At 72.0% G+C, this 26,601-nt stretch carries 22 protein-coding genes and 1 pseudogene; 14 read left to right on the forward strand and 9 right to left on the reverse strand.

The annotated features are described in order from the left end of the window. Positions 1-135: 135 nt before the first annotated feature. Positions 136-1,182 carry an SGNH/GDSL hydrolase family protein gene (locus tag ACFYQA_RS26010; RefSeq protein ID WP_388922390.1) on the reverse strand — a complete coding sequence of 349 codons (1,047 nt, stop codon included), beginning with the start codon at positions 1,180-1,182 and terminating at the stop codon, positions 136-138. 258 nt (positions 1,183-1,440) lie between these two features. Here ACFYQA_RS26010 and ACFYQA_RS26015 point away from each other — a divergent pair, with 258 nt between their 5' ends. Further along, complete coding sequence (locus tag ACFYQA_RS26015; RefSeq protein WP_388922394.1) at positions 1,441-2,829, forward strand: cystathionine beta-synthase; 1,389 nt, start codon at positions 1,441-1,443, stop codon at positions 2,827-2,829. Between the two features lie 433 nt (positions 2,830-3,262). Here the strand turns inward: ACFYQA_RS26015 and ACFYQA_RS26020 are convergent, their stop codons facing one another. Next, entirely contained in the window at positions 3,263-3,688 is a 426-nt protein-coding gene (locus tag ACFYQA_RS26020) for a hypothetical protein (RefSeq protein ID WP_386400539.1), read from the reverse strand. Between the two features lie 234 nt (positions 3,689-3,922). On the opposite strand from ACFYQA_RS26020, the gene ACFYQA_RS26025 reads away from it, so the two are divergent. Further along, positions 3,923-4,768 carry a MurR/RpiR family transcriptional regulator gene (locus tag ACFYQA_RS26025; RefSeq protein WP_388922397.1) on the forward strand — a complete coding sequence of 282 codons (846 nt, stop codon included), beginning with the start codon at positions 3,923-3,925 and terminating at the stop codon, positions 4,766-4,768. A gap of 129 nt (positions 4,769-4,897) precedes the next feature. Next, positions 4,898-5,491 (forward strand): hypothetical protein, encoded by a 594-nt coding sequence (locus tag ACFYQA_RS26030; RefSeq protein ID WP_388922400.1) that lies wholly within the window; start codon positions 4,898-4,900, stop codon positions 5,489-5,491. Between the two features lie 115 nt (positions 5,492-5,606). Here the strand turns inward: ACFYQA_RS26030 and ACFYQA_RS26035 are convergent, their stop codons facing one another. Then, positions 5,607-7,034: a diaminopimelate decarboxylase gene (locus ACFYQA_RS26035; RefSeq protein ID WP_388922516.1), complete on the reverse strand. Its 1,428-nt coding sequence runs from the start codon at positions 7,032-7,034 to the stop codon at positions 5,607-5,609. Positions 7,035-7,196: 162 nt separating this feature from the next. Between ACFYQA_RS26035 and hutU the strand changes: the two genes are divergently transcribed. From hutU to hutI, 4 genes are all read left to right on the forward strand, one after another. Then, positions 7,197-8,975: a urocanate hydratase gene (gene hutU, locus ACFYQA_RS26040; RefSeq protein WP_388922403.1), complete on the forward strand. Its 1,779-nt coding sequence runs from the start codon at positions 7,197-7,199 to the stop codon at positions 8,973-8,975. 32 nt (positions 8,976-9,007) lie between these two features. Then, complete coding sequence (locus tag ACFYQA_RS26045; protein ID WP_388922519.1) at positions 9,008-10,225, forward strand: allantoate amidohydrolase; 1,218 nt, start codon at positions 9,008-9,010, stop codon at positions 10,223-10,225. Positions 10,226-10,326: 101 nt separating this feature from the next. Continuing rightward, a complete protein-coding gene (locus ACFYQA_RS26050; RefSeq protein WP_388922406.1) occupies positions 10,327-11,697 on the forward strand; it encodes a formimidoylglutamate deiminase in 1,371 nt (456 codons plus the stop codon). Between the two features lie 65 nt (positions 11,698-11,762). Continuing rightward, a complete protein-coding gene (gene hutI / locus ACFYQA_RS26055; RefSeq protein ID WP_388922409.1) occupies positions 11,763-12,935 on the forward strand; it encodes an imidazolonepropionase in 1,173 nt (390 codons plus the stop codon). Positions 12,936-12,944: 9 nt separating this feature from the next. On the opposite strand, the gene ACFYQA_RS26060 is transcribed toward hutI, so the two are convergent. Next, positions 12,945-14,492: a ricin-type beta-trefoil lectin domain protein gene (locus ACFYQA_RS26060; RefSeq protein WP_388922412.1), complete on the reverse strand. Its 1,548-nt coding sequence runs from the start codon at positions 14,490-14,492 to the stop codon at positions 12,945-12,947. A 271-nt stretch (positions 14,493-14,763) separates the two neighbouring features. Then, positions 14,764-15,693, reverse strand: coding sequence for an RNA polymerase sigma factor SigF (locus ACFYQA_RS26065; RefSeq protein WP_388922415.1), 930 nt, complete (start codon positions 15,691-15,693; stop codon positions 14,764-14,766). A gap of 239 nt (positions 15,694-15,932) precedes the next feature. Here ACFYQA_RS26065 and ACFYQA_RS26070 point away from each other — a divergent pair, with 239 nt between their 5' ends. Both ACFYQA_RS26070 and ACFYQA_RS26075 read left to right on the forward strand, forming a co-directional pair. After that, positions 15,933-16,310 (forward strand): STAS domain-containing protein, encoded by a 378-nt coding sequence (locus tag ACFYQA_RS26070; RefSeq protein WP_055604918.1) that lies wholly within the window; start codon positions 15,933-15,935, stop codon positions 16,308-16,310. Positions 16,311-16,618: 308 nt separating this feature from the next. Next, entirely contained in the window at positions 16,619-17,227 is a 609-nt protein-coding gene (locus ACFYQA_RS26075) for an ATP-binding protein (RefSeq protein WP_388922418.1), read from the forward strand. A gap of 673 nt (positions 17,228-17,900) precedes the next feature. Here the strand turns inward: ACFYQA_RS26075 and ACFYQA_RS26080 are convergent. Next, positions 17,901-19,397, reverse strand: a complete 1,497-nt coding sequence (locus ACFYQA_RS26080) for an oligopeptide:H+ symporter (protein WP_388220493.1) — start codon at positions 19,395-19,397, stop codon at positions 17,901-17,903. 512 nt (positions 19,398-19,909) lie between these two features. On the opposite strand from ACFYQA_RS26080, the gene ACFYQA_RS26085 reads away from it, so the two are divergent. Beyond that, positions 19,910-20,587 carry a response regulator transcription factor gene (locus ACFYQA_RS26085; protein ID WP_055592785.1) on the forward strand — a complete coding sequence of 226 codons (678 nt, stop codon included), beginning with the start codon at positions 19,910-19,912 and terminating at the stop codon, positions 20,585-20,587. Positions 20,588-20,630: 43 nt separating this feature from the next. Next, on the forward strand, positions 20,631-21,902 hold the full coding sequence (locus tag ACFYQA_RS26090) for an ATP-binding protein (protein ID WP_386400455.1): 1,272 nt from the start codon (positions 20,631-20,633) through the stop codon (positions 21,900-21,902). A 79-nt stretch (positions 21,903-21,981) separates the two neighbouring features. On the opposite strand, the gene ACFYQA_RS26095 is transcribed toward ACFYQA_RS26090, so the two are convergent. Further along, positions 21,982-22,548 (reverse strand): GtrA family protein, encoded by a 567-nt coding sequence (locus tag ACFYQA_RS26095; RefSeq protein WP_388922422.1) that lies wholly within the window; start codon positions 22,546-22,548, stop codon positions 21,982-21,984. 207 nt (positions 22,549-22,755) lie between these two features. Here ACFYQA_RS26095 and ACFYQA_RS26100 point away from each other — a divergent pair, with 207 nt between their 5' ends. From ACFYQA_RS26100 to ACFYQA_RS26110, 3 genes are read left to right on the forward strand one after another with little or no spacing between them, the layout of a single operon-like run. After that, entirely contained in the window at positions 22,756-23,949 is a 1,194-nt protein-coding gene (locus tag ACFYQA_RS26100; protein WP_388922425.1) for a 5-(carboxyamino)imidazole ribonucleotide synthase, read from the forward strand. Then, a complete protein-coding gene (gene purE, locus ACFYQA_RS26105) occupies positions 23,946-24,476 on the forward strand; it encodes a 5-(carboxyamino)imidazole ribonucleotide mutase (protein ID WP_386400458.1) in 531 nt (176 codons plus the stop codon). Before ACFYQA_RS26100 ends, purE begins: the two co-directional genes overlap by 4 nt. Positions 24,477-24,481: 5 nt before the next feature. Beyond that, positions 24,482-25,702: a dipeptidase gene (locus ACFYQA_RS26110; protein ID WP_388922429.1), complete on the forward strand. Its 1,221-nt coding sequence runs from the start codon at positions 24,482-24,484 to the stop codon at positions 25,700-25,702. 12 nt (positions 25,703-25,714) lie between these two features. Here the strand turns inward: ACFYQA_RS26110 and ACFYQA_RS26115 are convergent. Together ACFYQA_RS26115 and ACFYQA_RS26120 are read right to left on the reverse strand one after the other, a co-directional pair. Continuing rightward, positions 25,715-26,103, reverse strand: a pseudogene (locus ACFYQA_RS26115) (VOC family protein). 14 nt (positions 26,104-26,117) lie between these two features. Further along, on the reverse strand, positions 26,118-26,477 hold the full coding sequence (locus ACFYQA_RS26120; protein ID WP_388922432.1) for a VOC family protein: 360 nt from the start codon (positions 26,475-26,477) through the stop codon (positions 26,118-26,120). Positions 26,478-26,601: the final 124 nt, after the last annotated feature.

Below are 26,601 nucleotides of genomic sequence, written 5' to 3' on the forward strand. Positions count from 1 at the left end.
GCGCAGCGCCTCGTCGAGGGGTGGTGGTCGGGCGGCGGGAGGGCATACCGCGCGGTCGGGCAGGGCTGCTTGGGAAGTTACCCGGACGTAGTGGCGGGGTCACGGGGCGCGCGGTGTGACACTGGCCGCATCTTACTAAGCGCTTGCTTGGGTCTGGGGCTCCCCGGACTCCGCGACCTGCGGCTCCGGCTCCCGCACCCGGCGGCGCTTCCGGCGCTTGAGCAGGGCCCAGGGGCCCCTCGGGCCCGCGGGCATGGCCGCGGTGACCTCGGTGCCCGCCTCCGAGGCGGCCTCGGCCGCGGCTCGGGCGACGGGGAGGAAGCCCTCGCGGCGCGCCGCGTCGGGACGCTCGTCCTGGGCCGGCCACAGACCGAGGACGGCGCAGACCGTCGGCAGGACGGCCATGGCCGCCGTGGCGTACCCCTCGGCGGAGGGGTGGTAGCTGTCGGGGCCGAAGAGCTCACGGGGATGCGCGGCGAACTCGGGGCCGAGCAGGTCACCCAGCGACACCGTGCGCCCGCCCTGCTCGACCGCGCCGATCGTCTGGGCCGCCGCCAGTTGCCGGGAGGCCCGCCGGGCCAGCCAGCGCAGGGGCTGCTGGACCGGTTCGATCGTGCCCAGGTCGGGGCAGGTGCCCACGACGACCTCCGCCCCCGCCGTACGCAGCCGGCGCACCGCCGCGGACAGGTGGCGGACGGAGAGCGCGGGCGACATGCGGTGCGTCACGTCGTTCGCGCCGACCATGATCACGCAGATGTCGGGCACCCGGGACGGATCCGCGAGGGTCCGCGTCACCTGCCGGTCCAGATCGTCGGAGCAGGCCCCGGGTACCGCCACCGTGCTCAGCCCCACCGGCCGCTCCGCGACCGCCGAGACCCCCGAGGCCAGCAGCGCGCCCGGGGTCTGGCCGGCCCGGTGCACGCCTTGGCCGGCGGCCGTGGAGTCGCCCAGCATCGTCAGCCGCAGCGCCGGCTGCCCGGGCACCGTGTAGGCGGCGCCGTACAGGCCGTCCGCGGTCGGTACGTGCGGGCTCCTGCCGTTGCCCACGCGGCGTCGCGCCAGCCGGACCTCGGCCAGCAGCAGCCCGACGCCGGCCGCGCCGGCCAGGCCGATGCCGCCCCCGCCGTACGCGGCGCCGGCCGCGATCCGCCGGGCCACCCTCGCCCTCGACATCCTCGTCATGCCTCGCCGCCACCTCCTCCGAGCCGTACAGCGGTACCGCCTCACAGCCGCACAGCAGTACGGCCTCACAGCCGTCCGTACGGCCTCACAGCCGTACACCAAGTGCTTGCCCCGTACGGACCGTGATCCAATCTTCGCGGTGAGTGAACGGTCCGGGGGAAACGGCGCCGGGGGCCGGGCTCAGGGTCAGTGCCCGGAGCAGGCTCTACGCTGGCATCACTACGTCAACCACATCTTTTGCAGCATCCGGAGACAACGGTGCAATTCCACGACTCGATGATCAGCCTCGTCGGCAACACCCCGCTCGTGAGGCTCAACAACGTCACCCACGGCATCGGGGCGACCGTCCTGGCCAAGGTGGAGTACTTCAACCCCGGCGGCTCGGTGAAGGACCGCATCGCCCTGCGCATGATCGAAGCGGCGGAGAAGAGCGGAGAGCTGCAGCCGGGCGGCACCATCGTCGAGCCGACCAGCGGCAACACCGGCGTCGGCCTGGCCATCGTGGCCCAGCAGAAGGGGTACAAGTGCATCTTCGTGTGCCCCGACAAGGTCTCCATGGACAAGATCAGCGTATTGCGGGCGTACGGGGCCGAAGTGGTCGTCTGCCCGACCGCGGTGGACCCCGAGCACCCCGACTCGTACTACAACGTCTCCGATCGGCTGGTCCGTGAGACACCGGGGGCCTGGAAGCCGGACCAGTACTCCAACCCCAACAACCCGCTCAGCCACTACGAGTCCACCGGCCCGGAGCTGTGGGAGCAGACCGAGGGGAAGATCACCCACTTCGTGACCGGGGTCGGGACCGGCGGCACCATCTCCGGGACCGGGCGCTACCTCAAGGACGCCAGCGACGGCCGCGTCCAGGTCATCGGCGCCGACCCCGAGGGCTCCGTCTACTCCGGCGGCTCCGGACGGCCCTACCTGGTGGAGGGCGTCGGCGAGGACTTCTGGCCGACCGCCTACGACCGGACCGTCGCGGACGAGATCGTCCCCGTGTCCGACAAGGACTCCTTCCAGATGACCCGGCGCCTCGCCAAGGAGGAGGGCCTGCTCGTCGGAGGATCGTGCGGCATGGCCGTGGTCGCGGCGCTGCGGGTGGCCGAGCGGCTCAGCGAGGACGACGTCGTGGTGGTGCTGCTCCCGGACAGCGGACGCGGCTACCTCAGCAAGATCTTCAACGACGAGTGGATGGCCGACTACGGCTTCCTCGAGGACGCCGGCCCCAGCGCGCGCGTCAGCGCCGTCCTCGACCACAAGGAGGGCGGTCACATCCCGTCCCTCGTGCACATGCACCCCGACGAGACGGTCGGGGAGGCCATCGAGGTGCTGCGTGAGTACGGCGTGTCGCAGATGCCGGTCGTCAAGCCGGGCGCCGGCCACCCGGACGTGATGGCCGCCGAGGTCGTCGGCTCGGTGGTGGAACGGGAGCTGCTGGACGCGCTGTTCAGCAAGAGGGCCTCGCTCGGCGACCCGCTGGAGAAGCACATGTCCGCCCCGCTGCCGCAGGTCGGTTCCGGTGAGCCGGTCGCGGACCTGATGGCCGTGCTGGGCAAGGCCGACGCGGCGATCGTCCTGGTCGAGGGCAAGCCGACCGGTGTCGTCAGCAGCCAGGACCTGCTCTCCTTCCTCGCCAAGGACGGGAAGTGACCGGCGGTTGACGTCCGCCGACGGCGGGTGGCCCGGCCGTGAGTGCCGGGAGCCGAGCCGGCCGTGACGTGATCTTCATGAACTTCGCGGAAGTGGTACGCGGGTGTCACGTGCGCGCAGCACTCGCTTAACACCGGTCCGGCAGATTGGTCGTTGTCGGCGGGGCAGGTGAGGGTACCTCCCAGGCGTTCAGCGCTGGGGGAGGCTCTCCTCTTCCCGGCCGACAGGGAACGGCGTCACAGGACCTCCGGAGCGGCTCCCGGACCTCCATGGACGCCAGGCGCGCAGTCCGGCCCGACCGGCCCGCGTCGCTACGCGGGGACCACCGTCGTCCCGCCCCCCGGCAACGGGGGTGCGGTGGTCCCCGCGTTGATCCCGTCCGGCCTCCCGCGCCCTGACCCCGCGTTCAGCCCTCCGTACTCAGCCCCCGTGCTCAGTCCTCCCAGGCGTCGTCCTGCCGCTGCTGCCTGCGGCGGCCGAACAGGCCCGGGTTGATGCGGGCCGCCTGGACGGCGTTCACACCGACGATGCCCAGCCAGGCGACCAGCAGGCCGGGCAGATGGGCCACACCGCCGCCGATGGCGGACAGCGGCACCGCCAGGACCAGGGAGACGATCCCGAAGCCGAAGCGCTCGCCCCAGGTGTCCGTGGCCTTCGGCGACCGGGAGTCCCGGGCCACCGTCATCTGCTGCTCGGCGAGCTGCCGGCGCACCCGGCGCTCCACCGCGTCGTCGATGCGCTGGTCGACCTTCTCCAGGAACGAGTCGACCAGCGCGGACTCGTACTCGTCGCCCAGTTCCCTGCGGGTCTGCAGGGTGGCGTTGAGTTCCTTCTTCAGATCGGCGTCCCGCGCATCCATTCCGGTCATACGGACCACGGTAGGCAGCCCGGCCGCCCATTGCACTGGGGATAGCCCCCCTTGTCGGCCGGGGGCCTGCCCGGTCCCGGTCGTGCGCGCCCGGCGTTCGCCTGTATAACGGCATGCAGGAAGCGCGGTCGGTGAATGGGCCGGGTGGACAGCCGTGCGGCCGGCGCCATGTGATCAGTGCCGTGTGATCAGTGCCGTGTGATCAGGTCGAGGGGGAGCCGCGTCATGAGTGTCACCGAGGGGCCTGCCGCACGCCTGCAGGCGCTGTTCGAGGGGCACCGGCTGACGCCGACGCAGCGGCGCATCGCGCACAGCATGGTGCGCCGCGCGGCCGACGTACCGTTCCTCTCCAGTGTGGAACTGGCCGAACTGGCCGGGGTCAGCCAGCCCTCCGTGACCCGGTTCGCGGTCGCCCTCGGCTTCGACGGCTATCCGGCCCTGCGACGGCATCTGCGCGAGGTCGTGCCCTCCGGACCGCCGGCGCCGGACGCCGGGTCGTACAACGAGTACCAGCAGGCCGTCGAGGCCGAGATCGAGAATCTGCGGCACCTGGCCGAGGTGCTCGCCGATCCGGAGCCCGTGCGGCGGGCGGGGCGGATCCTCGCGGGCAGCCGGCCGCTGCCCGTGCTCGGGCTGCGCGCGGCGGCGGCACAGGCCCACGGCTTCGCCTACTTCGCCGCCAAGGTCCACCCCGACGTACGGCTGCTCAACGAGGGCGGCACCATGCTCCACGACCGCGTCGACGCCGCCGCCGCGGCCGGCGCCACAGCCCTGCTCTGCTTCGCGCTGCCCCGGCACCCCCGGGAGGTCGTCGACGCCCTCACCCATGCCAAGGAGACGGGGCTGACCGTGGTCACCGTCGCCGACTCCGCCTTCGCACCGGTCGCCAAGGTCTCCGACCTGCTGCTGCCCGCCGCCGTCGGCACCGGGCTCGCCTTCGACACGGCGTGCGCGCCGATGCTGCTGGGCCGGGTGCTGCTGGAGGCGATGTGCGACGGCCTGCCCGGCGCCCAGGCCCGTCTGGAGGAGTTCGACACCAAGGCGGTGACGCGCGGCCTGTTCGTGGAATGACGCCGGGACCCGGAGCGGCGGGGCGAGGTGCCGCTCCTTGCCGGTATCTCAGATTTCTCTCACCTCGAGTCACTAATCTGCGCTCCGGACCCTACGGACGCTCCACTGAAGTGGGACGGGAGGCAGGACATGATGCGCGCAGGACGCGGAGGACAGGGGCTGGCTCGGGTGGCCGTGGTCGTACGGGCCGGGGCCGCCCCGCTGTGGTGGCTGGGGGTGTTCGCGGCGGGCATCGGCGCACTGGTGCCGGGACTGACCGGCCGCCGTATCGGTGTGTCGGCCGGTGCCGCGCTGTTCCTCGTGGCCCTCGCCGTGGTGGCGTACGTACGGCGCGGGCGATACCGCGAACTGGCCCGGCCGGCGGTGCGGGCGGGTAAGCACGACGTGCTCCAGGACCGGGCGGTCAGCATGCGCAACTGGCGCCGCCGGCACCGCTGGTGGCTGCTGCTCGGCTTCCTCGCCGCCCTGGGCAGCGCGTTCGCGGTCCCCGCGGCGGGCGGTCTGCTGCTCGCCGGGTGCGGTGTGGGCCTGTGGCTGAAGGCGTCCTGGATCGGCCGCCTGGAGGAGGCCGGTGAGGCCCTGCTGTGGGTCCGCGTCGACTGGATGAGCGGCGGTGCGAGCAGCCCGGCCGGCAAGGCGGTCAAGGGCTACCGGACCACCGGCATCGCGGCAGGCGACGCGATGCCGGGCGGCGCCCGCCGCCGGGCCTCGGCCCTGACCTGACCCGGCCTGACCCGATCTGGCGGGGCCTGGCCGGGCCTGATGCGACCGGGCCTGATGCAGGTCCGGCCCGGCCCGACCCGTGTCAGGCCGGGCCGGGCCGGTCAGGGCCGGTCGGTCACGGGATCAGGGCGTCGGCGTGGGCGCCGCCCGATTCGGCCACGATCTCCTCGGCGGTCTGAGCCGGGCGCACCAGTGCGAAGGCGATCCCGTCACCCGTGCCGTTCGCGCGGTGCGCGGTGAAGCCGTGGACGGCCGGGCGGGGGAGCGAGTTGTACCCGTAGTGGTGGGCGAAGGCGTACGCGCCGGTGTCCAGCGCCGCCACGTGGTCGTCCTGCTCCAGCAGCGGCAGCGGGATCTCGCGGGCGAGCAGGTCGCCCGCGAAACAGGCCGGTCCCGCCACGTCCTGCGCCACCGCCGGCCCTTCCTTGGGCCGCCCCGCGGCGTCGTACGCGGCGATCCTGAGCGGCCACGCGGCCGGCGTGTACACCGTGCGCGTCGCCACCTGCACGCCCGCGTGCGTTACCGCGACCGCCCGTCCGCCGACGCTCTTGGCGTACTCCACCCGGGCGACCACCGTGCCGTGCTTCGCCAGCAGCGACCGCCCGAACTCGGTGACCAGCCCGTACCGCCCGTCGAACAGTCCGGGCACCGTCTCCTTCAGCAGCCGCGCGTACCGCGTGTACGTCGGGCCGGCCGTGTCGGAGGTGAAGTCGACCGGCAGCCCGCCGCCGATGTCGACGGTGTCGACCTGCTGCCGCCCCGCGCGCCGGTTGATCTCCTCGGCCAGCGCGTACGTCTGAGCCACGCCCTTCGCCATCAGGGGCAGGGCGATGCCCTGGGAGCCGGTGTGCGTGTGCAGCCGGGTCAGCCACGGCCGGTCGAGGTACGCCCGCACGACCCATTCCCGCGCCCCCTCGTCGCGCAGCGCCACACCGAACTTCGAGGTCGCCGTGGCGGTGGACAGCGCCTCGATGGTGCCCCCGCCGACCTGCGGGTTCACCCGGATGCCGAGGGGGGAGCTGATACCGGCCGACCGCGCCAGGGAGTCGGACATCAGGGCGTCGATACGCGCCAGCTCCTGCGGATTGTCCGCGTTGACGGCGATGCCCAGCGCCAGCGCCTCCCGCAGCTCGGCCGGTGTCTTGGCGGGTGAGTCCAGCACGGTGTGCTTCGGCGGCACCCCCGCCGCCCGTGCCAGCGCCAGCTCGCCGGGGCTGGCGACCTCGGCCCCGATGCCCTCCGTGTGCAGCAGCCGCAGCACCGGTACCAGCGGGGTCGCCTTCACCGCGAAGGCGTGCAGCACGGGGGTGCCGGACGGTGTCACCGCCGCGAAGGCCTCCCGCAGCTCGGCCGCCGACTCCCGGATGCCCGTGACGTCGAGCAGCGCCACCAGGGGATGACCGGGACCGAGCAGCCCCTGTGCCACGGCGGCCCGCACCGCCGCGTCCCGCCGAGCCGCCCGCCTCGTTCCCGCTGCCTGTCCGTCGTCCTCGCCGTGGCCCGTCTCCCGCGCCCCGCCGTCGACTCCCGTTCCAGTGCCCATGCCCATGCCCATGCCTGTACCCACGTCGGCGCCCATGCCTCCAGCCAAGCACCGTCCGGCGCTCCGCGCCGACACGGCCGCGTGCATTGACTGACCCTATTCAGACTGCGAAGGTGTGAATATCTGTAGTAAGCGCGGGAGCTCGCCACCAGGAGGCAGACCATGTCAGGACCCCGCCCGCCCGTCTCCTCCCACCGGGCCCGCACCGGGCCCGCCGCGCCGCCCCGCGGCCCCGTCCGCGCCCCGCGCGGCACGGATCTGAGCACCCTGGGCTGGCCCCAGGAAGCGGCCCTGCGCATGCTGCAGAACAACCTCGACCCGGAGGTCGCCGAGCACCCCGACCAGCTCGTCGTCTACGGAGGCACCGGCAAGGCGGCCCGCGACTGGCGCTCCTTCGACGCCATGGTCCGCACCCTGAGGACCCTCAAGCAGGACGAGACGATGCTCGTCCAGTCCGGCCGCCCCGTCGGCGTCATGCAGACCCACGAATGGGCCCCGCGTGTCCTCATCGCCAACTCCAACCTCGTCGGCGACTGGGCCAACTGGGAGGAGTTCCGCCGCCTGGAGGCCCTCGGCCTGACCATGTACGGGCAGATGACCGCCGGCTCCTGGATCTACATCGGCACCCAGGGCATCCTCCAGGGCACCTACGAGACGTTCGCCGCCGTCGCCGCGAAGAAGTTCGGCGGCACCCTCGCCGGGACCGTCACCCTGACCGCGGGACTCGGCGGCATGGGCGGCGCCCAGCCGCTCGCCGTCACCATGAACGACGGCGTCGCGATCTGCGTCGACTGCGACCCGCGCGCCATCGACCGCCGCATCGAGCACCGCTACCTGGACGTGAGGGCCGACTCCCTCGACCACGCCCTCCGCCTGGCCACCGAGGCCCGTGACGCCCGCCGCCCGCTGTCCATCGGCGTCCTCGGCAACGCCGCCGACGTGGTCCCGCGACTGCTGGCCATGGACGCCCCCGTCGACATCGTCACGGACCAGACCTCCGCCCACGACCCGCTGGCCTACCTGCCCGCCGGAATCGGCTTCGAGGACATGGCCGACGCCGCCGCCAAGGACCCGGCCGGTTTCACCGCCCGCGCCCGGGAGTCCATGGCCCGGCACGTGGAGGCGATGGTCGGCTTCATGGACGCCGGGGCCGAGGTCTTCGACTACGGAAACTCCCTCCGCGGCGAAGCACAACTCGCCGGATACGACCGGGCCTTCGCCTTCCCCGGCTTCGTGCCCGCGTACATCCGCCCGTTGTTCTGCGAGGGCAGGGGACCCTTCCGCTGGGCCGCCCTGTCCGGCGACCCCGCCGACATCGCGAAGACCGACCGGGCCGTCCTCGAGCTCTTCCCCGAGGCCGAGTCCCCGCAGAACGCGTCCCTCGCCCGCTGGATGCGCCTGGCCGGGGAACGGGTCCGCTTCCAGGGCCTGCCCGCGCGCATCTGCTGGCTCGGATACGGCGAGCGGGACAGGGCCGGCGAACGGTTCAACGACATGGTCGCCTCCGGGGAACTGTCGGCCCCCGTCGTCATCGGCCGCGACCACCTCGACTGCGGCTCCGTGGCCTCCCCGTACCGCGAGACCGAGGGCATGCTCGACGGGTCCGACGCGATCGCCGACTGGCCGCTGCTCAACGCCATGGTGAACGTGGCGTCCGGGGCCTCCTGGGTGTCCGTCCACCACGGCGGCGGCGTCGGCATGGGCCGCTCCCTGCACGCGGGCCAGGTGACGGTCGCCGACGGCACCGGGCTCGCCGGCGAGAAGATCCGGCGGGTCCTGACCAACGACCCAGGGATGGGCGTCATCCGCCACGTGGACGCCGGCTACGACCTCGCGGACTCGGTCGCGGCGGAGCGGGGCGTACGGGTACCCATGCGCGAGGGGGCCGAGGGGTCCGAGGAGCACGGGGGGCGCGGGGGGCGCGAGGGTGAGAACGCGTGACCGGGGCCTCCACGCCTCCCGCTTTCCAGGCGATGTGGCGTGACCTGCTCCCTCTCGGCCGTCATCCCGGCTCCGGCGGCTACCGGCGTTATGCCTGGACCGGCGCCGACGCCGAATGCCGGGCCTGGTTCGCCGCGCAGGCCGCACTGCGGGGACTGCGGCTCGACGTGGACCGGAACGGGAACCAGTGGGCCTGGCTCGGCGACCCCGCCGACGGGGATGCCGTCGTCACCGGATCCCATCTGGACTCCGTGCCGGACGGCGGAGCGTTCGACGGCCCCCTCGGAGTGGTCTCCGCCTTCGCCGCCCTCGACGAACTGCGCCGTAGAGGAACACCGCTCGACCGCCCCCTCGGCATCGTCAACTTCGGTGACGAGGAGGGCGCCCGCTTCGGACTCGCCTGCGTCGGCTCACGGCTCACCGCCGGACAGCTCACCCGCGACCGGGCGCACCGCCTCACCGACGGCGACGGGATCACCCTGCCCCGGGCGATGGAGGCCGCCGGACACGACCCCGACGCCATCGGCGCCGACCCCGAACGGCTCGCCCGCATCGGCGCCTTCGTCGAACTGCACGTCGAACAGGGCCGTGCCCTCGACCTGTCCGGCGACCGGATCGGCATCGCCAGTGCCATCTGGCCGCACGGCCGTTGGCGGTTCGACTTCCGCGGCGAGGCCAACCACGCCGGCACCACCCGTCTCGCCGACCGACGCGACCCCATGCTGCCGTATGCCGAGACCGTCCTCGCCGCCCGCCGCGAGGCCGAACTCGCCGGTGCCGTCGCCACCTTCGGCAAGATCGCCGTCGAGCCGAACGGCGTCAACGCCATCCCCTCCCTGGTGCGCGGCTGGCTCGACTCCCGCGCCGCCGACCGGACGAGCCTGGACACCGTGGTCGCCGGGGTGGAGAAAGCGGCCCGCGACCACGCCGCTGCCCACGGCGTGGACCTGGACGTGGTCCGGGAGTCCCACACACCCGTCGTCGACTTCGACCACGCCCTGCGCGACGAACTCGCCCGCATCCTGTGCCGGGACGAAGACCCCGGCCCGGCACCGGGCCGGGTCCCCGTCCTCGGCACGGGGGCCGGACACGACGCCGGGATCCTCTCCGCGAGCATTCCGACCGCCATGCTGTTCGTGCGCAACCCCACGGGCGTCTCGCACTCCCCGGCCGAGTACGCGGCCGAGGACGACTGCCTGGCCGGGGTGGCCGCACTCGCCGACGTACTGGAGGGACTGGTGTACAGGTGACACAGGACAGCGCCACCACAGCGAGCGCAACGGCCGGCCGGACCACCACAGCCACTGCGCCCCCTGCGCCCACCGGGGCCCCTGTGCCCACCGCGCCCTCTGTGTCCACCGCGCCCTCCGGGCGGACGTTCTGGCTGGAGCATGCCTGGCTCGGCGACCGGGTCGAGCCGGGCGTGACCGTGGCCGTCGGTGTCCGTGGTGACGGCGGTGGTGACGGCCGCATCACCGCCGTCACCACGGGCGTCCCCGCCCCGCCCCCGGGGGCGGAGATCCTGCGCGGGCTGACCCTCCCCGGGCTGGCCAACGCCCACTCGCACGCTTTCCACCGCGCGCTGCGCGGCACCGTCCAGGTCGGTGCCGGCACCTTCTGGACCTGGCGCGAGGTGATGTACTCGGTCGCCGACCGGCTGACCCCCGAGACCTACCACCGGCTCGCCCGTGCCGTGTACGCGGAGATGGCCCTCGCCGGCATCATCGCCGTCGGCGAGTTCCACTACCTGCACCACGCCCCCGGCGGCACCCCGTACACCGAGCCCAACGCCATGGGGGAGGCACTCATCGCGGCCGCCGCCGAGGCCGGTGTCCGCATCACCCTCCTCGACACCGCCTACCTGTCCGCCGGCTTCGGAGAGCCACCCACCGTCCACCAGCGCCGCTTCTCCGACGGCACCGCCGAGGCCTGGGCCGAACGCTGTTCAGATCTCAAGGAACGGGATCACGCACGGATCGGTGCCGCCATCCACTCCGTACGGGCCGTGCCCGCCCGGGAGCTGGAGACCGTGGCACGCTGGGCGCAGGAGCGGCGGGCCCCGCTGCATGTGCATCTGTCTGAGCAGACCGCCGAGAACGAGGCATGCCAGGAGGCGTACGGCCGCACCCCGGCCCGCCTTCTCGCCGACCACGGCGTGCTCGGACCGCGCACCACCGGCATCCACAACACGCACCTCACCGGCCAGGACATCGCGCTCATCGGCGGCAGCGGCACCGGCACCTGCATGTGCCCCACGACGGAACGCGACCTGGCCGACGGCATCGGCCCCGCGGCCGCCCTCCAGCGCCGGGGCTCCCCACTCTCCCTCGGCTCGGACAGCCACGCCGTCATCGACCTGCTGGAGGAGGCGCGCGCCCTGGAGCTGAACGAGCGCCTGCGCACCCGCACCCGCGGCCACTGGACGGCGAACGCACTGCTGCGGGCGGCCACCGCCGGCGGTCACGCCGCCCTCGGCTGGGACCGGGCGGGCACCATCGAACCCGGTGCCCTCGCCGACCTGACCACCCTCACGCTGGAGTCGGTCAGAACAGCGGGGCCACCACACAGGCTCGGCGCCGAGACCGCCGTATTCGCCGCGACGGCGGCCGACGTACGGCACACGATCGTGGCGGGGCGACATGTCGTACGCGAAGGGGCGCACACCCTCGTGCCCGATGTGCCGCACGCTCTCGCGCGCGCTGTCGAGGCGCTGAGGACCTGAACGCCGGCCGGCACAGCGCCGGCCGCCGCAACACCGCGCCCGCCCCCGCCACCCACGAGGACGCCATGAGCAGCACCGCCATCGTCAACATCGCCACGCTGATCACCAACGATCCCTCCCTCGGTGATACGTCTCCCCTCGGGCAGGTCCGGGACGCGGCCGTCGTCATCGACGGCGACCGCATCGTGTGGACCGGTGAATCAAGCAAAGCACCCGCCACTGACAACCGGGTCGACGCCGCGGGCCGGACGGTGATCCCGGGCTTCGTCGACTCGCACTCCCACCTGGTCTTCGCGGGCGACCGCACCGACGAGTTCAACGCCCGGATGTCCGGCCGCCCCTACAGCGCGGGCGGTATCCGCACCACCGTCGCCGCCACCCGGGCCGCGAGCGACGCGGAACTCGAGGCGAACCTGACCCGTTTCCTCACCGAGGCGCTGCGCCAGGGCACCACGACCATCGAAACCAAGTCCGGCTACGGCCTGACCCCCGAGGACGAGGCCCGCGCCCTGCGGCTGGCCGCCCGCCACACCGACGAGGTCACCTACCTCGGCGCACACATCGTCGCCCCCGAGTACGCCGACGACCCGGCCGGCTACGTGGACCTGGTCACCGGAAGGATGCTGGACGCGTGTGCGCCGCACGCCCGCTGGATCGACGTCTTCTGCGAGCGGGGAGCCTTCGACGGCGACCAGGCGCGCGCCGTTCTCACCGCGGGCCGGGCCAAGGGCCTGCACCCGCGCATCCACGCCAACCAGCTCACCCACGGCCCCGGCGTGCAGCTCGCCGTCGAACTCGACGCGGCCAGCGCGGACCACTGCACCCACCTCACCGACCCGGACATCGACGCCCTGGCCAGCGGCCGTACGGTCGCGACCCTGCTGCCGGGCGCCGAGTTCTCCACCCGGGCCGCCTGGCCGGACGCCCGCAGGCTGCTCGACGCGGGCGTCACCGTCGCGCTGTCCACGGACTGCAACCCGGGGTCGTCCTTCACGTCCTCGGTGCCGTTCTGCGTCGCGCTCGCCGTGCGGGACATGGGCATGACGCCCGACGAGGCCCTCTGGTCGGCCACCGCGGGCGGTGCGGCGGCCCTGCGCCGCACCGACATCGGCCGGCTCGTCCCCGGGGCCCGCGCCGACCTCGTCCTCCTCGACGCCCCGAGCCACGTCCACCTGGCCTACCGCCCCGGCGTCCCCCTGGTCACGGGCGTATGGCGGCGCGGCGTCCGCGTGCTCTGACCAGCGGGATCAGGCACCGGCCCGCCACCGCTGGTCCGCCCGCCCCGCCTCCCTGCCCAGGGACACCGAGCCGTCCCCGGCCGCCGACGTCGCATGGTCCGGCGCGATGGCCGGGCGGATCACTCCACGGGCGTCGACGGCGAAGCGAAGGTTCTGCCCATTGCTCCCCTCCACCGAGTCGCACTCCCAGATGCCGACGCCCCGGCTCACCGCGCCACGACTGTCCAGGCAGTAGTCGGAGTCGGCGTAGGACTGCAGCACACCGCGCTCCGCATCGACCCGCCACCGCTGGGAGCGGGAGGAGTCGCAGACTGCCGTGACGACGTCCGTGCGGTTCTCCAGGTCGCCGTCGATGTCCAGGCACAGGCCCGACGCCAGATTCACCACCTGCGCGTACGCGCCGCCCGGCGGCGGATGTACGGGTGTGGGGGACGGCGTGGGGCGTGACGGGTGGGAAGGGCTGGGCTTCCTGGTCCCCGAAGTCTTCGAAGGGGACGGTGAGGGGGACTGCGTCGCGGACGCGGTGGGGGACGGTGAGGGCGTGGCCGTCACGGTCACCGGCGGCGGGACCGCCACGGTGGGGGCCGATTCCGAGGGGTGCCCGGCCGGCGTGCCGTCCGGTGACCACAGCAGGAGCAGCAGCGGCACCACGGCCACGCCGAGTGCAGTCGAGGCCAGCACCAGACGCCGGGACACCGGCCACGTCCCGCCCGCGGTACCGGATCCGGCGGACGGCCCGGCCGGTGCCGGTGCGGTGTACGCCGTGCCCGCCCACGGCAGCAGCCCCTCGGCCAGGGTGGTGCGCGGTTCGTCCCGCAGGGCGCACAGTTCCTCGTACGCGGCGGTGCAGTGCCCGCAGTGGGCCATGTGGGTGTGCAGGTCGGCGCTGTCGCGGGGGCCGTCGGGCCGTACCGACTCCTCGATGAGCCGGCGGAAGTCGGCGCACCGGGGGTCGTCCGAGGCAGCCAGCCGGGACCGCAGACAGGCCTGGCCCAGCGACTGCAGTGCGGACGGGGTGTCGTAGGCCACGTCCTGACGGGTGAGGCCGAGAAGCGTCGCCGTACGGTCCGCGGGCTCCTGGTCCACGATCCCGTACCAGATGAGGCCCTGTGCCCGGTACGGCAGTGTCCGGAAGGCGGCGAGCATGGACGGGACCGGGCCGTCGGTGCCGGACGAGCTCAGTACGAGGTGCAGTCCGGCGTCCAGCCCGCCGGCCCGCCCGTCGGCGGCCCAGGTCGCCGCCGTCCGGACGGCCAGCAGCAGGAGCTGATGGCGCAGAGGGCCGCCGGGATCGGTGCCGCGGGCGCTCTCGCGGGCGGCGTGGGTGAAGGCCTGCGCGGCGAGTTGACGTGCGCTGGCATCGCCCGTGGTGCACCGGCGGGCGTAGGCGAGCACGGACGGGCCGTGCCGGGCGCGGAGTTCCTGAAGTGCCGCGTACGCGGCCGAGGTGTCGGCGCGCAGCATCTCGGTCAGCCGGATGTCGGACGCATCCGTGTACGCACCTGGGTGTCCGTCGCCGATCCCGTCGTCGTCGACGGTTCCGTCGCCCCGAGCCATGCACCGCCTCCTAGCCCCTGGCCGTCGGACCCGTCGTCCTGACATACCAGCCGGTTTGGGCGTGCCCATAGTGGAGGAAGAAGGCCCGAGGGGAAAGGGGTGACCCCGGGTAACACGGTGCGCCCCGCGCTCGGCCGGAACCCAGGGCCCGGGGAGGGCCTCCGGCGTCGGCGGAGTACGGGGCGCGGAGTGCGGGGCGTGGCGCGGTGTGCGGGGCGCCGAGTGCGGGTCGTCGGGGGAACGGAGTGAAGGGCGCGGACGCGGCCGTCCGTCACTCCTCGATGGTCAGCCCCTTGCGCAGCCGCACCAGCGTCCGTGACAGCAGCCGTGACACGTGCATCTGCGAAATACCCAGTTCCTCGCCGATCTCGGACTGGGTCATGCAGGCCACGAAGCGCAGCGAGAGGATCTTCCGGTCGCGCGGCGGCAGTTCGGCGATCAGCGGCTTCAACGACTCGACGTACTCGATGCCTTCGAGGCCGTGGTCCTCGTAACCGATCCGGTCCGACAGCGAGCCCTCGGCGTCGTCCTCCTCCGGCTGGGCGTCGAGCGAGGAAGCGGTGTAGGCGTTCGACGCCGCCATGCCCTCGACGACCTCGTCCCTGGAGATGCCCAGGCGCTCGGCCAGTTCGCCCACCGTCGGGGACCGGTCCAGCAGCTGGGCCAGCTCGTCACCGGCCTTGGCCAGGTCGAGCCGCAGCTCCTGGAGTCGGCGCGGTACGCGCACGGACCACGAGGTGTCCCGGAAGAAGCGCTTGACCTCACCGATGATGGTCGGCATCGCGAAGGTGGGGAACTCCACACCGCGCGAAAGTTCGAAGCGGTCGATCGCCTTGATCAGACCGATGGTGCCGACCTGGATGATGTCTTCCATCGGCTCGCTGCGCGAGCGGAAGCGGGAGGCGGCGAATTTGACCAGGGCCAGGTTCAGTTCGACGAGCGTGTTGCGTACGTACGCGTACTCGTGGGTGCCTTCCTCCAGCGACTCCAGCCGCTCGAAGAGGGTCTTGGATAGCGCCCGCGCGTCGACCGGGCCCACCTCGTCAAAAGGGGGGATCTCGGGGAGTCCGGCGAGTAGATCGTCGTCCGGGACGACACCCACATCGTCCTGCTCGATGGGAGCCAGATGTTCCGGAGGGAGTGTCGACGTCGCTTTCTGGGTACGCGATGCGTCGAGCCGGGGTGACATGATGTCCTCCATCGTTCTCGGCGTATGGCTGCCGATGCCGTTTCGTGCACTGCGGTGTGCGGCGCCTCCAAAGCCGACCGTGTCGAGTACGTGTCTTTACTAGCCCTACCCGTTTTCGCCGGCCCACCGCAAGTGAGCTCTGTTGCCATATGTCCTTTTACTGCTGATTGTTCGGCTGTCGGAGTGAGCCCGGAAGGCGTAATGTTCGGCAGCGTCAGTAGTAGCCATGACTGGTGGGAGAGAGAGACGGCATGGACCGCGGGACGGTCGGCAGCGCACAGTCGGGCCGGCTTCTGGTCGAGGTGCGAGAAGAGGGCCCCAGTGCCGTCGTGACTCCGGCGGGTGAGTTGGATCACCACACCGCCGATCTGTTGCGTGAGCCACTGGAGAGCTGCCTCGCCAAGGGATTCAAGCGGCTTGTCATCGACTGCTCCGGCTTGGAGTTCTGTGACTCCACCGGGCTCAATGTGCTGCTCGGCGCCAGGCTGAAGGCCGACGCCGCCGGCGGCGGGGTGCACCTCGCGGGAATGCAGCCCGTGGTCGCACGCGTGTTCGAGATCACCGGGGCGGAAGCGGTATTCACCCTCCATGACAGCCTCGAGGCGGCTCTGGCCGACGGTTCCGGATGACCGCGTGGGCAGGCGACGCCACCCCGCGGCGGGCCCGTGGGACGGGCGTCCTTTTTCCGCTGCGTCGAGCGCTGTGTCGCCCCGCGGTTCTTTCCGCGGACCCTCTTCCGAGCCGTTCCCGGATCGTTACGCCTTTCTTGTGCGAACGCGGGGGTGTTGCCTCGGCCGCCTCGGGCAGGAGACAAGCTGAATGTGTCCGCTGCCATGCTCAAGGGGATGCCGGGAACCGGACGACCCCACGGTGTGACTGAATGAGTACGGATTTTTTTTGAAATGGTGAACTGGTGAATCGGTGAGGTGAAGCGCTGATGAGCACCACCCGGCCCTACCCGCCGGGCGACCGCGGTTCGGAGCCCGGCGGCGTTTCCGGGGTGCCCGGGGGCGGCGCGCCGACGGCGAGCGCGCCCCAGGGGGACGTGGCCGTGCCGCCGTCCGGGGCGCAGTCCGCAGTGGCGTCCGCGTCGACGGGACCGCCGGAGGCGTCGGGGCCCTCAGGTTCACCGGGAGGGCGTCAGAGCCGCCGGCTGAGCTTTGAGGACCAGAGCGGCGTCGTTCCCCTCGCCCGTGACTTCACCCGTCAGGCGCTGCAGGCGTGGGGCTGGCTGCCCGCCGCCACCGCCGACCGGAGAGCCGCCGCCGAGGACGTCCTGCTCGTCGTGTCCGAACTGGTCACCAACGCCTGCCTGCACGCCGAGGGACCGGACCAGTTGGGCATCGTCTGCGACAACAAGGTGATCCGGCTCGAGGTCACCGACCGGGGCGCCGGGCAGCCGGCACCGCGCACCCCGCACCAGGCGGGCCGGCCCGGTGGGCACGGCATGTTCATCGTCCAGCGGCTCTGCCTGGACTGGGGCGTCGTACGCGTCCCGGGCGTCGCGGGCAAGACCGTGTGGGCGGAGCTCGGGGCGCCCGCCTGACCGGCGGAGCCCTCGCCTTCCCGGACTCCACTCGGCGCGCACCCACCGCGCACCCACCGCACGTGCACCGGATCGTGAGAGATCCGGTCCGCACCGTGTCTTCTCTTCCTCCCTCATGTCCCGGCGTACCTTGACGGGCCATCGGATCCGATGCGGCGTCAGGCAACGTACCGTCGGCGACACCGGTACGTCCTCGTGGAGGACCCCGTCCTCCAGGCCGGAACGTCCACGGCGTCCACGTCCCGCAGCGGAGGCTCGGCCCCGGGACCGAGCCCCGTCCCCGGGGAGGGACCCTCTTGCGGGCCATGGTCCTCCTGGCCGTACCGGTTGCCGTGTTCCGCGCGGGGCCGTCGGCCGTGGCGGACCGCGTACACCCCCGGGACCGGAGCCGGTGGCCTCGGTCCCCGCGCGGCGGAGCCGACGCCGGTGCCGGCTCCACACCCCGCCCGTGCGCACGGCGTGTCCGCCCGTGTCCGTCCGTATCCGCCGCGAGAATGCCCGGAGGGCCCCGCTTCCGTACGTACAGCAGCGTGTACGTACGGAAGCGGAGCCCTCCGGTTCGTGAGTGCGGCCGCGACGGCGGCGAGCCGACCGGGTCACGGACTCACGGCGTCACGGACTCACGGCGTCACGGACTCACGGCGCCATGCCTCACGGCGTCATGCGCGCGATGTCAGCGGACGTCGCCCATCAGTGCCTTGACCTTGCTGCGGTACATCCACACCGCGACACCGGCGGCCACGGCGAGGGTGGCCTCCATCGCGACGACGCCCGGCTTGTTCAGGTCGACACCGGCGATGGAGAGCAGACCGGTGGTGGCGTCACCGGCGGTGACGGCCAGGAACCACACGCCCATCATCTGCGAGGCGTACTTCACGGGTGCCATCTTCGTGGTGACCGACAGCCCGACCGGGGAGAGCAGCAGTTCACCGACGGTCTGGGTGAAGTAGATCGCCACCAGCCACATCGCCGCCGCCTTGTGACCGCCCTCGGCGATGGACAGCGGGGCGAGGAACAGGAAGAAGGACGCGCCGACCAGGACCAGACCGGAGCCGAACTTCACGATCGTGCTGGGCTCCTTGCCGCGCCGGTTCAGCGCCAGCCAGAACCAGGCGAAGACCGGGGCCATCGCCATGATCAGGACCGGGTTGACCGACTGGTACCAGGAGACCGGGAACTCCCAGCCGAAGACGCTGTTCTCGGCCGACGACCCGGCGAAGAGCGCCAGGGTCGAGCCGCCCTGGTCGTAGATCATCCAGAAGATGGCCGCGGCCACGAAGAACCAGATGTACGCGGACATCTTCGACTGCTCGGCCTGGTCCAGGTCCCGGTCGCGCTTGATCCGGACCAGCACCAGCACCGGAATGATCACGCCGAGCAGCGTCAGCGGGACCAGGATCCAGTTCAGGGTGTAGTTGCCGGAGAAGCCGAGGACGGCGTAGGCGACGACGGCGACGCCGGCCCAGAGGGCGGCCTTGCGCAGCGTGGAGGACTTCTCCGCGGCGGACAGCGGCTTGGGGACGACGCTGGAGTGCGCGGCGAGGTGACGGCTGCCCAGCAGGAACTGGAGCACACCGAGCCCCATGCCGACCGCGGCGAGCGCGAAGCCCAGGTGCCAGTTGACGCTCTCACCGACGGTGCCGATGATCAGCGGCGAGAAGAAGGCACCGAGGTTGATGCCCATGTAGAAGATGGTGAAGCCGCCGTCACGGCGCGGGTCGTCCGGACCGTCGTAGAGCTGGCCGACCATGGTGGAGATGTTGGCCTTCAGCAGACCGGAGCCGAGGGCGACCAGGCCGAGACCCGCGTAGAAGGTGCCGGCGGACGGCAGGGCCAGCGTCAGGTGGCCGAGCATGATGATCGCGCCGGCGAGGGCGACGGTCTTGCGCGGGCCCAGAACACGGTCGCCGAACCAGCCGCCCGGCATCGTGAGCAGGTACACCAGCGACAGGTACACCGAGTAGATGGCCGTCGCCGTGCCGGCGTTCAGGCCCATGCCGCCCGGGGCGACGAGGTACAGCGGGAGCAGGGCCCTCATGCCGTAGTAGGAGAACCGCTCCCACATCTCGGTCATGAAGAGAGTGGCCAGTCCGCGGGGGTGGCCGAAGAAGGTCTTCTCGGAGCCGGGGGTGCCGGGTGAGACCGAGTCCTTCGTCAGGCTGGACGCCATGGTCGTTCCTTGCTGGTCGGGACGCGACGCGCAAGCGGGTACGCGCCCGGTGGGGGGCGGCCGGCACCGGCGGGCCGTGCCGTCCACCCCACGCCCTTGGGGGAGTCCGCTCCGGATCACGGAGCGGGGGACGGCGACCACCGGGATCCACGCCTCTACGCGCGTCAATGTGCGTAGAGGCCCGGCCATAGGTCATTTCTTACGAGGCCGGCGCGAAGCCGACCGGCACGCAAAAGAGACCTTCGGCGTCAACTGCGCCAAAGGCCCCCATGGTGCAACAGGCGTTGGTTCACCATACGGCAGGACAGTGCCCGTTATGGAAGGACTTGAGACGGGGATCACAGGCTCCGGGGGAACCGTGATCACCCAATCGAAGGTTCTCTCCGGGGTCGTCCCCGCCACTCCCAGGCGTGCCCCCAGGCCCCGGACGTGAGAACCCGGTGTGCGCCGGATGAGAACCGGTGCGGGTGATCACACCCCGGGCCGTGTCCGTGCGGGACTACCATCAGTCCATGACCCGTGTACTGCTCGCCGAGGACGACGCGTCCATCTCGGAGCCGCTGGCCCGCGCCCTGCGTCGGGAGGGCTACGAGGTGGAGGTGCGTGAGGACGGACCCAGCGCGCTCGACGCAGGCCTGCAGGGTGGCGTCGACCTGGTGGTGCTGGACCTCGGACTGCCGGGCATGGACGGTCTGGAGGTCGCCCGCCGGCTGCGTTCCGACGGTCACACGGTCCCGATCCTGATCCTCACCGCGCGCGCCGACGAGGTCGACACCGTGGTCGGTCTGGACGCCGGCGCCGACGACTACGTCACCAAGCCGTTCCGCCTCGCCGAACTGCTCGCCCGGGTACGGGCCCTGCTGCGGCGCGGTGCCACCGAACCGCAGCAGCCGCCCGCGACGCACGGGGTGCGCATCGACGTCGAGTCGCACCGGGCGTGGATGGGCGAGGAGGAACTCCAGCTCACCGCCAAGGAGTTCGACCTGCTGCGGGTCCTGGTGCGGGACGCGGGCCGGGTCGTCACCCGCGACCAGTTGATGCGCGAGGTCTGGGACACCACCTGGTGGTCCTCCACCAAGACCCTCGACATGCACATCTCCTGGCTGCGCAAGAAGCTCGGCGACGACGCGGCCAACCCCCGCTACATCGCGACCGTACGAGGCGTGGGGTTCCGCTTCGAGAAGAGCTGAACCCCCACCCCGTACGTCGTGATTCCGGTTCGGATATGAGGACATGCGCCGCCGACTGATCCAGTCCACGCTCGCCGTGGTGCTCGTCGTGATCGCCGTGTTCGGCGTGTCCCTGGTGATCGTGGAGACCCGCACGATCACCGAAAGCGCCAGGGAACGGGTCGAGTCCGAGGCGGTACGGCTCGCCAGCATCGTCGACAGCAGGCTGCTCGTCGAGGAGAAGGTCACCGCGGCGGTCCTCAGGGACCAGGTCGCCGAGGACCGCTACGTCGTCGTACGCCTGCCCGGCAGGGCGCCCATCGAGATCGGTGACAAGCCGGAGGGCGACGTCATCAGCGCCTCGGCGCCCGGTGAGGAGGGCGAGACGGTCACCGTCCAGGAGCCGCGCTCCTCGGTGACCCGTGAGGTCGGCCGCACCCTGCTGATCATCGGGCTGGTGGCGCTGCTGGCGGTGATCGCGGCGGTACTGCTGGCGGTCCGCCAGGCCAACCGGCTCGCCTCCCCGCTGACCGACCTCGCGGAGACCGCCGAGCGCCTCGGCTCGGGCGACCCGCGCCCCCGCCACCGGCGATACGGGGTTCCCGAGCTGGACCGGGTCGCGGATGTGCTGGACTCCTCCGCCGAGCGCATCGGCCGCATGCTGACCGCCGAACGGCGGCTGGCCGCCGACGCCTCCCACCAGTTGCGCACCCCGCTCACCGCGCTGTCCATGCGGCTCGAGGAGATCACCCTCACCGACGACCCCGAGACGGTGAAGGAGGAGGCGACGATCGCGCTGGCGCAGGTGGAGCGCCTGACGGACGTGGTGGAGCGGCTGCTGACCAACTCCCGCGACCCGCGGACCGGCTCGGCCGTCACCTTCGAGCTCGACGAGGTGATCCAGCAGCAGCTCGCGGAGTGGCGCCCCGCCTACCGCAGCGCCGGCCGCGCGATCGTCACCTCCGGCAAGAGGCATCTGCGCGCCGTCGGGACGCCGGGCGCGGTCGCCCAGGTACTGGCCGCGCTGATCGAGAACTCGCTCATGCACGGGGGCGGCACGGTCGCCCTGCGCACCCGGGTCACCGGGAACCAGGCCGTCATCGAGGTCACGGACGAGGGTCCTGGAGTCCCCACCGACCTGGGCGCCCGCATCTTCGAGCGTGCGATCAGCGGCCACAACTCCACCGGCATCGGCCTCGCGGTCGCCCGCGACCTCGCGGAGGCGGACGGCGGCCGGCTGGAGATGCTCCAGGCCGAGCCTGCGGTCTTCGGCCTGTTCCTGTCCCGCACGCCGCCGCAGAAATCCCGGGACGACAACCGCCAGACGGTGCGGTGAACGGGACCGTGAACGGTGTGGTGAACAGGGAGTACGAGGGCGTACGCACCGGTGCCGGCCCAGGCCCGGGACCCGGCGCCTACGGCACGTGCTGCCGGGAGGGCGCTCCCGCGGGCCCGCGCCCGCCCTCCGCGACGGGACCGGCCGCCGGCGCACCCGCTGCCGGTGCCACGGCCCCCGGCAGCGCACGGAACACCCACGTGCGGTAGGACCAGAACCGGAACAGGGTGGCGACCCCGATGCCGAGGAACTTGAAGATGTTGCTCTGCAGCGGGCTGTCCCAGCCGAACCCGTAGGTCGCCGTGTACAGCAGGCCGTTCTCGATCACCAGGCCGATCGCGCTGAACAGCAGGAACAGCGACATCTCCTTGGTGCGTCCGGACTTGCCGCGGTCCCGGTACGTGAAGTAGCGGAAGCCCAGGTAGTTGAAGACGATCGCGACGACGGTCGCGATGACGCTCGCCCGCACCACCGGAAGATCGGTCACCTGCCGGACCAGGTTGAACACGAGGAGATTGACCAGCAGCCCCGCCCCGCCGACCGCGCCGAACTTCACGGCTTCACGGACGAGCCGGTCGAGGCGCTGCCGCATGGAGCCGCGCGGGGCCGGGGCGCCCGTCGAATGCCCCGAGGAACCGCGTCCCATGGTCGTGCCGGCCCCCGTCCGTGGAGTGGCGTCGATGCAACGCCGAGGTGGCGTCAACCAGACCATGCTAACCACCCGTCCGCACGATCTTCCCGGGAATGGACATTCGGGTCGCACACCCGTCCGGGAACGGTCGCGGACAGGCCGGGGACAGGCCGGGGACAGCCGTGGAATCGGCCACCATGGCTCGACCGATACCCTGGGGGAGTGACGTTCCCGGTAGTCGGCATGGTCGGCGGGGGCCAGCTCGCTCGTATGACACACGAGGCGGGCATCCCGCTCGGCATCAGGTTCAAGCTCCTCAGTGACACTCCGCAGGATTCCGCGGCGCAGGTCGTCGGTGATGTCGTCGTCGGCGACTACCGCGACCTGGACACGCTGCGCGCGTTCGCCCGCGGCTGCGACGTGATCACCTTCGACCACGAGCACGTGCCCACTGAGCACCTCAGGGCCCTGGAGGCGGACGGCATCCCCGTCCGCCCCGGCCCCGAGGCGCTGGTGCACGCTCAGGACAAGGGCGTGATGCGCGCCCGGCTCGACGCGATCGGCGTGCCCTGTCCGCGGCACCGCATCGTCGCGGATCCCGCGGACGTGGCCGCCTTCGCGGCAGAGCTCGAGAGGGGCGGGCACGACGTGCCCTCCGGCAAGGACGGTGGCGGGCGACGGGCGGGCGGTTTCCCGGTCGTCCTCAAGACCGTCCGCGGTGGCTACGACGGCAAGGGCGTGTGGGTCGTCGACTCGGCCGAGGAGGCCGCCGAGCCGTTCCGGGCCGGGGTTCCGGTGCTGGCCGAGGAGAAGGTCGACTTCGTGCGCGAGCTGGCCGCCAACGTGGTCCGCTCCCCGCACGGCCAGGCCGTCGCCTACCCGGTCGTCGAGTCGCGTCAGGTGAACGGCGTCTGCGACACGGTCATCGCACCCGCGCCCGGCCTCGACGAGAACCTCGCCCTGCGCGCGGAGGAGATGGCGCTCACCATCGCCAAGGAACTCGGCGTCGTCGGCCATCTCGCCGTGGAGCTGTTCCAGACCCGCGACGGACGCCTCCTCGTCAACGAGCTCGCCATGCGCCCGCACAACTCCGGCCACTGGACCATGGACGGCGCGATCACGTCGCAGTTCGCCAACCACGTCCGCGCCGTCCTCGATCTCCCGCTCGGCGACCCGCGCCCGCGCGCCCCGTGGACGGTGATGGTCAACGTCCTGGGCGGCGACTATCCCGACATGTACTCCGCGTACCTGCACTGCATGGCCCGCGACCCCCGGCTGAAGATCCACATGTACGGCAAGGACGTGAAGCCCGGCCGCAAGGTGGGCCACGTCAACACCTACGGCGACGACCTGGACGACGTGCTGGAACGCGCCCGTCACGCAGCCGGCTACCTGAGAGGCACGATCACCGAATGAGCCCCAGCCCCGTAGTCGGCATCGTCATGGGATCGGACTCCGACTGGCCCGTCATGGAGGCCGCCGCCAAGGCCCTCGACGAGTTCGAGATCGATCACGAGGTCGACGTCGTCTCCGCGCACCGGATGCCCCGCGAGATGATCGCGTACGGCGAGCAGGCCGCGGACCGCGGGCTGAAGGTGATCATCGCGGGTGCGGGCGGCGCCGCCCATCTGCCCGGCATGCTCGCCTCGGTCACCCCGCTGCCCGTCATCGGCGTCCCCGTGCCGCTGAAGCACCTCGACGGCATGGACAGCCTGCTCTCCATCGTGCAGATGCCGGCCGGTGTTCCGGTCGCCACCGTCTCGGTGGCCGGCGCCCGCAACGCGGGACTGCTCGCCGTCCGCATGCTCGCCGCCCACGACGACGAACTCCTGGGCCGGATGCGGGAGTTCCAGCAGGAGCTGAACGACCAGGCCACGGAGAAGGGCAAACGGCTGCGGGCCAGGACCGAAGGTTCCGGCAACGGCTTCGGCTTCGGGAAGTGAGCCCCATGACGTCTTCCGACTCCGCGTCACTCGACTCCGCGTCACTCGAGGCCGCCCGCGCGCTGCTGGCCGAGTTCCCCGTCGTCGACGGGCACAACGACCTGCCCTGGGCGCTGCGCGAGAAGGTCCGCTACGACCTTGACGCTCTGGACATCGCCGGTGACCAGACCGCCCACCTGCACACCGACATCCCGCGGCTGCGCGCGGGCGGCGTCGGCGCGCAGTTCTGGTCGGTGTACGTCCGCGCGGATCTGCCCGACGCGGTGCCGGCCACCCTTGAACAGATCGACTGCGTACGGCAGTTGCTGGCCCGTCATCCCGAGGACCTGGCGCCCGCGCTGACCGCCGCCGACATGGAGGCGGCACGCGCACAGGGCCGTATCGCCTCCCTGATGGGGGCGGAGGGCGGCCACTCCATCGCCGACTCCCTCGGCACCCTGCGCGGGTTGTACGAGCTCGGGGTGCGCTACCTGACCCTCACCCACAACTACAACGTGGCCTGGGCGGACTCGGCGACGGACGAGCCCGGCGTGGGCGGCCTGTCGGCGTTCGGCCGCGAGGTGGTCCGGGAGATGAACCGGCTCGGCATGCTGGTCGACCTCTCGCACGTCGCCGCCACGACGATGCGGGACGCGCTGGACACCACGTCCGCGCCGGTGATCTTCTCCCACTCCTCGGCCCGCGCGGTCTGCGACCACCCCCGCAACATCCCGGACGACGTGCTGGAACGGCTGCCCGCCAACGGCGGCGTCGCGATGGTGACGTTCGTACCGAAGTTCGTGCTCCAGGCGGCCGTCGACTGGACGAACGAGGCCGACGACAACATGCGCGCCCATGGTTTCCACCACCTGGACACCACCGCGGAGGCGATGAAGGTGCACGCCGCCTTCGAGGAGGCCACCCCGCGCCCGGTCGCCACCGTGTCCACGGTGGCCGACCACCTGGACCACATGCGCGAGGTCGCCGGCATCGACCACCTCGGCATCGGCGGCGACTACGACGGCACCGCCTTCACCCCCGACGGCCTGCGCGACGTCTCCGGCTACCCGAACCTCATTGCCGAGCTGCACGACCGCGGCTGGTCCAGGACCGATCTGGCCAAGCTGACCTGGCAGAACGCGGTACGGGTGCTGGGCGCCGCCGAGGACACCGCCCGCGAGCTCCGGGCGACCACCGCCCCGTCGAACGCGACCCTGGAGTCCCTCGACGGCAGCGGCAACGGCTGAGACAGGCCGAGGCTACGGCTGCTCGATCCGGCAGAGGCAGAACGGATGCCCTGCCGGATCGGCGTACACCCGGAAGTCCTTGCGCTCGTCGTCCTCCCGGTCCAGCACCCGCGCCCCCAGCGCCAGCACCTTCTGCTCGGCCGCGTCGACCTCCTCCCAGGTGCCGCCCGCGTCGAAGTCGAGGTGGAACTGCTGTGAGCCGTGGTCGGCCCGCGGCCACTCGGGCGGGCCGTACCCGGGCGCCCGCTGGAAGGCCAGGCGGGGCCCTGCGGGGAGCTGGAGCACCACCCGGTCCGGGTCCTCCTCCTCGGGCATGCCGCCCCGACGGCCGCGTAGAAGCGGGCCGGCTCGCGCGGTTCGGGGCAGTCGACGACGGAGCGCAGACGGGCCACGGCGGCCATGGGTCCTCCCGGTGTCAGCAGGCGCAGAGGCAGAAGGGGTGTCCCGCCGGGTCCGCGTAAACCCGGAAGGTCCGCGAGCGGTCCTCCGTCTCCAGCGGCTTCGCGCCGAGTGCCAGCGCCTCCTTCTCGGCGGCGTCCAGGTCCTCGACGGTCAGGTCCAGGTGGAACTGCTGCGAGTGGTCCGGCGCCGGCCAGCGCGGCGGTACGTGTCCGGGGGCCTCCTGGAACGCGAGCACCGGCCCGCCGGGCACCTGGAGGTCCACCCAGTCGCCCTCGTCCTTGATCGTGCCGCCCACCAGTCCGGCGTAGAAACCGGCCAGCGCGCGCGGATCGGCGCAGTCCAGGACGACGGCACCCACCTTGGCAACAGGCATGACTTCCTCCTCGAATCCCTCGGTTACCCGTAGGGGCGAGTAACCGGTAATCGTTACCGCATGCTCTCGCGTAGGAGGTAACGTCGCAAGGGGAAAACGCACGGGGACGCGAGAGGTACCGTCC

The sequence above is a fragment of the Streptomyces sp. NPDC005774 genome (assembly GCF_042871645.1).
Lineage (GTDB): Bacteria > Actinomycetota > Actinomycetes > Streptomycetales > Streptomycetaceae > Streptomyces > Streptomyces pratens.